Here is a 6,666-nt window from a genome sequence, read left to right as displayed (position 1 = left end):
CGCGGCCGCGATCCGCAGCGTCTACGACTGGCTGGGCGGCGTGCAGGACGGACTCGTCCGCGCCGTCGACGTGTGATCCGCTCGTCCCTCTAGCGATTCCACAGCTGTGGACAACCCTGTGGAAAGGTGTGGAGAACCGGCTCCGGGAGCACCTCCGAACGGCGGAGCGCCGGGCGCGGGGGTGTGGAAACGCGTAGCGTCCACCCTGTGAACACTCCGAGCACCGCCAACGCCCAGCGCACCGCCGACGACATCCAGGACTCGCGGGCGGTGCGGACCCTCGCCCGCGGCGGCTTCGCGGCGAACGGCCTCGTCCACCTCCTGATCGGAGTGATCGCGCTCGGCGTGGCCCGCGGCGGCGGAGGCGAGGCCGACCAGAGCGGTGCTCTCGGCGCCCTCGCGGCGCAGCCCGGCGGTCTGGTGATCCTGTGGATCTGCACGGTCGGCCTCTTCGGCCTGGCGCTGTGGGGGCTGCTCGAGGCGTTCCTCGTCCGCCCGCGCGAGAGCGCCCTGAAGACCTGGGGCAGCCGGCTGAAGGAGGCGGGCAAGGCCGTCGTCTACGGCGCCCTCGGCGTCACGGCGCTGAAGTTCGCGACGGGCGGCGGGTCGAGCTCGTCCGAGTCGTCCGAGAGCGCGAGCGCGCAGGTGCTCTCGGCGCCGGGCGGAGTCGTGCTGCTCGTGATCGCGGGACTGGCCGTCCTCGCGGTCGGCGGCGTCTTCGTGTACCGCGGAGCGAGCAGGAAGTTCCTCGAGAACGTCGCGGAGCCGGGCGGCACGGCGGGCACCGTCGTCACCGTGCTCGGCGTCGCCGGCTACGTCGCCAAGGGCGTGGTCCTCGGCGCTCTCGGCGTGCTGCTGATCGTCGCCGCCGTCACTCACGATCCGGAGCAGGCGGGCGGGCTCGACGAGGCGCTGAAGTCGCTCGTGGAGCTGCCGGCGGGCGTGCTCCTCCTCGGCTTCGTCGCGGTCGGGCTCATCGCCTACGGGCTCTTCTGCTTCGCCCGCGCGCGCTGGCCGCGCCTCTGATGTCGGATAGCGGATCCGCTCTATACCTGTCACCCCCCTTCCGCGCAACTGGTCCCGCCGTCACGGAGTCGGTGACACGCTGGGGCCCGTGAGTGCTGGAGGCGAGGACGCGACCGGTGGACGGGTGCGTCCGCCGCTGACGCAGGACGCCGCCCGTCTGCTGACCCGCTCCGCCACGGGGGACGCCTCCGCTCTGGGAGAGCTCGTCGACCGCTTCGGCGGCCTCGTCTCGGCGTGCGTCGGCACGGTCCAGGCCGACCCGGCCGGACGCGACCGGCTCTGCACCGACGTTTTCACCGCCGTCTGGCGCCGCTCCCGCGAGGGCGCCCGCTCGCCGGAGCCCGTGCTCTGGGTGCTCGAGGTCCTCTGCGAGACCCTCGGGTCCGCGCACGAGCTCGCCCGGCGTCCGCTCGGCAGCGGCCTGCTCGCCCTCGACTGCCCGGACCGCGAGCTCCTGCTGCTGGCTGCGGCCGGCGGCTTCTCGCAGGCCGAGATCTCGGCGCTGACCGGGATCGACGAGTTCCGGCTGCGCTCGATCCTCCGGAACGCGCTCGAGGCGCTCCAGGGTCGCGACAGCGATCTTCTGACGGCCTGACCGCCGGAGCCGTCGCGGGAGTAAAGTTGAGTCCGTCGAACTCAACTTTCGAGCCACGGAGGAGACCACCATCATGCAGGCCGGTCGGATGCCCCAGCAGGACGAGAAGTCCGCACTCGAGCAGTACGGCGTCAACCTGACCGCCATCGCGGCGAGCGGCAAGCTCGACCCGGTGATCGGGAGGGACGCCGAGATCCGGCGCGTCAGCCAGGTGCTCACGCGCCGCACCAAGAACAACCCCGTCCTCATCGGCGAGCCCGGCGTCGGCAAGACCGCCGTCGTCGAGGGGCTCGCCCAGCGGATCGTCGCGGGCGACGTCGCCGAGAGCCTCAAGGGCAAGCAACTCGTCAGCCTCGACCTCTCGGCCCTGATCGCCGGAGCGAAGTACCGCGGCGAGTTCGAGGAGCGGCTGAAGGCCGTGCTCCAGGAGATCGAGGAGTCCGACGGCCGGATCATCACCTTCATCGACGAGCTGCACACGCTGATGGGCGCGGGCGGCGGCGAGGGATCGGTGGCGGCCGCGAACATGCTCAAGCCCATGCTGGCGCGCGGCGAGCTGCGGATGATCGGCGCGACGACGCTCGACGAGTACCGCCAGTACATCGAGAAGGACGCCGCTCTCGAGCGCCGCTTCCAGCAGGTCTTCGTCGGCGAGCCGACCGTCGAGGACACCGTGGCGATCCTCCGCGGGCTGAAGGAGCGCTACGAGGCGCACCACAAGGTGGCGATCGCCGACTCCGCCCTGGTCGCCGCCGCGTCGCTCTCGAACCGCTACATCACCTCCCGCCAGCTGCCGGACAAGGCGATCGACCTGATCGACGAGGCCGCGTCGCGGCTGCGCATGGAGATCGACTCCGCTCCCGTCGAGATCGACGAGCTGCGCCGTTCCGTGGACCGGCTGAGGCTCGAGGAGCTGGCGCTGAAGAAGGAGAAGGACGAGGCCTCGAAGGCGCGGCTGGAGAAGCTGCGCGAGGACCTGGCCCGCCGCGGCGCCCAGCTCGAGGAGCTGCAGGAGCGCTGGGAGCGCGAGCGCGCCTCCCTCAACCGCGTCGGCGAGCTCAAGAACCGGCTCGACGCCCTGCGGATCGCCGCCGAGCGCGCGCAGCGCGAGGGGAAGCTCGAGCGCGCGTCGAAGCTGCTCTACGGCGACATCCCGGTGATCGAGCGCGAGCTCGCGGCCGCCGAGTCGGAGGGGGAGCCGGCCGAGGGCCGCATGGTCAACGAGCAGGTGACGGCCGACGACATCGCCGCGGTGATCGCCGCCTGGACGGGGATCCCCGTCGGGCGCCTCCTGCAGGGCGAGACCGAGAAGCTGCTGCACCTCGAGACCGAGCTGCACCGCCGACTGATCGGCCAGGACGAGGCGGTGTCGGCCGTCGCGGACGCGGTGCGCCGCACCCGCGCGGGCATCTCCGACCCCGACCGGCCGACCGGCTCCTTCCTCTTCCTCGGGCCGACCGGCGTCGGCAAGACCGAGCTGGCGAAGGCGCTCGCCGACCACCTCTTCGACGACGAGAAGGCGATGGTCCGCATCGACATGTCGGAGTACGGCGAGAAGTTCGCCGTCTCGCGGCTGGTCGGCGCCCCTCCCGGCTACATCGGCTACGAGCAGGGCGGCCAGCTCACGGAGGCGGTCCGCCGCCGCCCGTACTCGGTGGTGCTCCTCGACGAGATCGAGAAGGCGCACCCCGAGGTGTTCGACGTCCTGCTCCAGGTGCTCGACGACGGCCGGCTCACCGACGGCCAGGGGCGGACGGTCGACTTCCGCAACACGATCCTCATCCTCACCTCCAACCTGGGGTCGCAGTTCCTCGTGGACCCGGCGCTGTCACGGCCGCAGAAGGAGGAGGCGGTCCAGCAGATGGTGCGCCAGGCCTTCAAGCCCGAGTTCGTGAACCGGCTCGACGACATCGTGATCTTCGACGCGCTCGACCGCACCGAGCTCGGCGAGATCGTGTCGCTGTACGTCGACCGGCTGTCGAGGAGGCTCTCGGAGCGACGGCTCGACCTGGCGGTGACGCCCGCGGCCCGCGGGTGGCTGGCCGAGCGCGGCTACGACCCACAGTACGGCGCGCGGCCGCTGCGCCGGCTGATGCAGCGGGCGATCGACGACCAGCTGGCGACGGCGCTGCTCGGCGGCACGGTGCGCGACGGGGACGTGGTGTTGGTGGACGTGGCGCCGGACGGCGAGAGCCTGTCGGTGACGGCGGGGATGCCCGCGTCGGACTGACCGGGGTGCTCGACCCCTGTCGCGAGTCCGCCTTCTGCGTACTCGCAGGGGAGAGGAGCGCGCGGGTGGCGACGGAAGTTCCCTCCACAGGGCGCGCGAGGGCGGGAGTCGTCCACAGTCGCGGGATCCGCGGCGCGCCCGTCCGGCGGGCTCCGTAGCGTCGGCGGCATGTCCTTCGAAACGCCCGGCCCCCGGATGGCCGACCTCCCTCCGAGGAGCGGCCGAGGGAGCGCCTCCGCGCCTACGGACCGGAGGCGCTCACCGACGCCGAGACCCTCGCCGTGCTCATCGGGGCCGGCGTCCGCGGCGCCAACGCGACCGTCGTCGCGCAGCGCCTCCTCGCGCGCTTCGGCGGCATCGACGCCGTCGCCCGGGCCGGGGTGGCCGATCTGATGCGGCACCGCGGAGTCGGCGAGGTCGCCGCCTGCCGCCTGGTCGCCTCCTTCGAGCTGCGGCGGAGGATGAACCGCGCCTCGCGCGCCGCCCGCGTGACCGACGCCGCCGGCCTGGCCGGGCTCGTCGCTCCGCTGCTGGCCGCCCGGCCGGTCGAGACCGTGCTGGCGGTGGCGCTCGCCGAGTCCGGAGCCGTCCGCGACGTCCTCACGCTGGCCGACGGAGCCCCGGCGCACGCCGAGATCCCCGTCGCCGCCGTGCTCGCCGAGGTGCTGGCGCGCGGCGCGGCGGGCATCGGCCTGGCGCACAGCCACGCGGGCGAGGCCGTGGTGCTCCCCTCCGACCGTGCGGCGACGCGGGCGATCGCCGACGGGGCAGAGGCGTGCGGCCTGCGGTTCCTCGCGCACGTCGTGATCGGGCGCGACGGCTGGGCGGAGGCGCAGCCGTGACGCGGTGCAGGGCTGCTGCGGGGCCCCTCCGTTCCGGCAGGACGCCTCCCGCCCGGCGTCGGACCGCCCCCGGCCGCGCCCCGGCTCTTCACCTGGGCCGCGTCGGCGCGCGTTCGTGCAAGCCCCCGCCTCTCCGGCGCCCGCGGCCGGTCGCGGGCGTACCGTGGACGCCGACCCCATCCCCCTCCCGACCAGGAGCACCCATGCGAGCAACACTCATCCACGGCGAGCGCGACATCCGACTCGAGGAGGTCCCCGACCCGCAGCTCTCGACGGGGCGCGACGCGATCGTCCGCGTCACCGCGGCCTGCGTCTGCGGCTCCGACCTCTGGCCCTACCGCGGCGTCACTCCCACCAAGGAGGCGCACCGCATCGGCCACGAGTTCGTCGGCGTCGTCGAGGAGATCGGCGACGACGTGCACGACGTCGCGGTCGGCGACTTCGTGATCGCCCCGTTCTACGTCTGCGACGGCACCTGCGCGAACTGCGCCAACGGCGTCTCCACCTCGTGCCTCACCGGCGGCTGGTGGGGCGCCGAGGTCCGCGAGGAGGGCTTCGCGGACGGCGCCCAGGGCGAGAAGGTGCGCGTGCCCCTCGCCGACGGCACGCTCTTCCGCGTGGGCATGGACCCGGATCCGGCGCTCATCCCCAGCCTGCTCACCCTCGCCGACGTGATGGGGACCGGCCACCACGCCGCGGTCTCGGCCGGTGTCACCGCGGGCTCGACCGTCGCGGTCGTCGGTGACGGCGCGGTCGGCCTCTGCGCCGTCCTGGCGGCCAAGCGCCTCGGCGCGACCACGATCATCGCGATGTCGCGGCACGAGTCGCGGCAGAACCTCGCCCGCCGCTTCGGGGCGACCCACATCGTCGAGACCCGCGGCGACGAGGGCGTCGCGCGCGTCCGCGAGCTGACCGGCGGGATCGGCGCCGACTGCGTGCTCGAGTGCGTCGGCACCAAGGAGTCGATGCAGCAGGCACTCGACTCCGCCCGCCCCGGCGGCATGGTCGGCTACGTCGGCGTCCCCAACGGAGGCCCCGAGCTGCCCGTCCGCCAGATGTTCGGCTCGAACGTGGGCGTCAACGGCGGAGTCGCGCCGGTCCGCGGCTACATGGCCGAGCTGCTGCCGGACGTGCTCAGCGGCGCGATCGAGCCCGGTCTGGTCTTCGACCTCGAGCTGCCCCTCGAGGAGATCGCCGAGGCGTACGCCGCAATGGACGAGCGCCGCGCGATCAAGACCCTCGTGCGTCCGTAATCCCGCGGAGGGGCGCCGGCACGGCCGCGAGGAGTAGCCTCCCGCGCATGACCGCGTCAGCCCGCACCGCCGCGACGGCGCCCCTCTTCCACCCCGACCTCGCGCTCGGCCGCTTCCTCCCGCCGATCGTCCTCGGCCCGCGACTGCTGCGCCTCGCCACGCGACGCGCCGCCGAGGGAGGCGAGGCCCCGCCCGACATCGTGGTCGACGACGTCGAGATCCCCGTCGCCGGAGCCGCTCCCGTCCGGGCCCGCAGCTACCGGCCGCGTATCCTCCGCGGTACCGCTCCCGCGCTCCTCTGGGTGCACGGCGGCGGCATGGTGCTCGGCAGCCACCTTCAGGACGAGGCGCCCTGCATCGACTTCGCCCGCACCCTGGGCATCACGGTCGTCTCCGTCGACTACCGCCTCGCGCCCGCGCATCCGGCCCCGGCTGCCGTCGAGGACGTGCTGGCCGCGTTCGACTGGCTCGTCGAGCACGCGCAGGAGCGCGGCGTCGACCCGGCGCGCATCGCCGTCGGAGGCGCGAGCGCGGGCGGCGGCATCGCCGCGGGTGCGACCCTCCTCGCCCACGACCGCGGAGGAGCGCAGCCCGCGTTCCAGCTGCTCGTCTACCCGATGCTCGACGACCGCACCGTCACCCGGCCCGGTCCTCCTCCGCGCGGAGTCCGCGTCTGGACCCCGGGCAGCAACCGCTTCGGCTGGACCGCCTACCTCGCAG

Annotated in this window: 6 protein-coding genes and 1 pseudogene; all 7 read left to right on the top strand. The window is 73.7% G+C overall.

Annotated elements, in window-relative coordinates:
- Positions 1-207 precede the first annotated feature (207 nt).
- A complete protein-coding gene (locus C5C82_RS16470; RefSeq protein WP_104355400.1) occupies positions 208-1,026 on the top strand; it encodes a DUF1206 domain-containing protein in 819 nt (272 codons plus the stop codon).
- Between the two features lie 88 nt (positions 1,027-1,114).
- Positions 1,115-1,621 carry an RNA polymerase sigma factor gene (locus C5C82_RS16465; RefSeq protein WP_146083900.1) on the top strand — a complete coding sequence of 169 codons (507 nt, stop codon included), beginning with the start codon at positions 1,115-1,117 and terminating at the stop codon, positions 1,619-1,621.
- An 88-nt stretch (positions 1,622-1,709) separates the two neighbouring features.
- Positions 1,710-3,851, top strand: a complete 2,142-nt coding sequence (locus tag C5C82_RS16460) for an ATP-dependent Clp protease ATP-binding subunit (RefSeq protein WP_374953872.1) — start codon at positions 1,710-1,712, stop codon at positions 3,849-3,851.
- A gap of 218 nt (positions 3,852-4,069) precedes the next feature.
- Positions 4,070-4,267: pseudogene (locus C5C82_RS18220) on the top strand (UPF0758 domain-containing protein); the annotation flags it as partial.
- The gene (locus C5C82_RS16455; RefSeq protein WP_308471864.1) at positions 4,244-4,693 is read left to right on the top strand and encodes a JAB domain-containing protein; all 450 of its coding nucleotides are present in this window, start codon (positions 4,244-4,246) and stop codon (positions 4,691-4,693) included. The pseudogene C5C82_RS18220 and the gene C5C82_RS16455, both read left to right, overlap by 24 nt.
- A 203-nt stretch (positions 4,694-4,896) precedes the next feature.
- The gene (locus C5C82_RS16450) at positions 4,897-5,946 is read left to right on the top strand and encodes a zinc-dependent alcohol dehydrogenase family protein (RefSeq protein WP_104250697.1); all 1,050 of its coding nucleotides are present in this window, start codon (positions 4,897-4,899) and stop codon (positions 5,944-5,946) included.
- A 47-nt stretch (positions 5,947-5,993) separates the two neighbouring features.
- Positions 5,994-6,666, top strand: a 673-nt coding sequence (locus tag C5C82_RS16445) for an alpha/beta hydrolase (RefSeq protein ID WP_104274555.1), incomplete at its 3' end; no start/stop codon positions are given.

Source organism: Rathayibacter sp. AY1D5 (genome assembly GCF_002932515.1).
In the GTDB taxonomy this organism is placed as follows: domain Bacteria; phylum Actinomycetota; class Actinomycetes; order Actinomycetales; family Microbacteriaceae; genus Rathayibacter.
The sequence above is the reverse complement of the archived record's forward strand: the minus strand, read 5'-3'. Positions and strand labels throughout refer to the sequence as shown.

Excerpts from the sequence above, each read along its gene's own strand:
- C5C82_RS16455 (WP_308471864.1), top strand. The coding sequence starts at position 4,244 with ATGCGGCACCGCGGAGTCGGCGAGGTCGCCGCCTGCCGCCTGGTCGCC.
- C5C82_RS16460 (WP_374953872.1), top strand. The coding sequence starts at position 1,710 with ATGCCCCAGCAGGACGAGAAGTCCGCACTCGAGCAGTACGGCGTCAAC.
- C5C82_RS16450 (WP_104250697.1), top strand. The coding sequence starts at position 4,897 with ATGCGAGCAACACTCATCCACGGCGAGCGCGACATCCGACTCGAGGAG.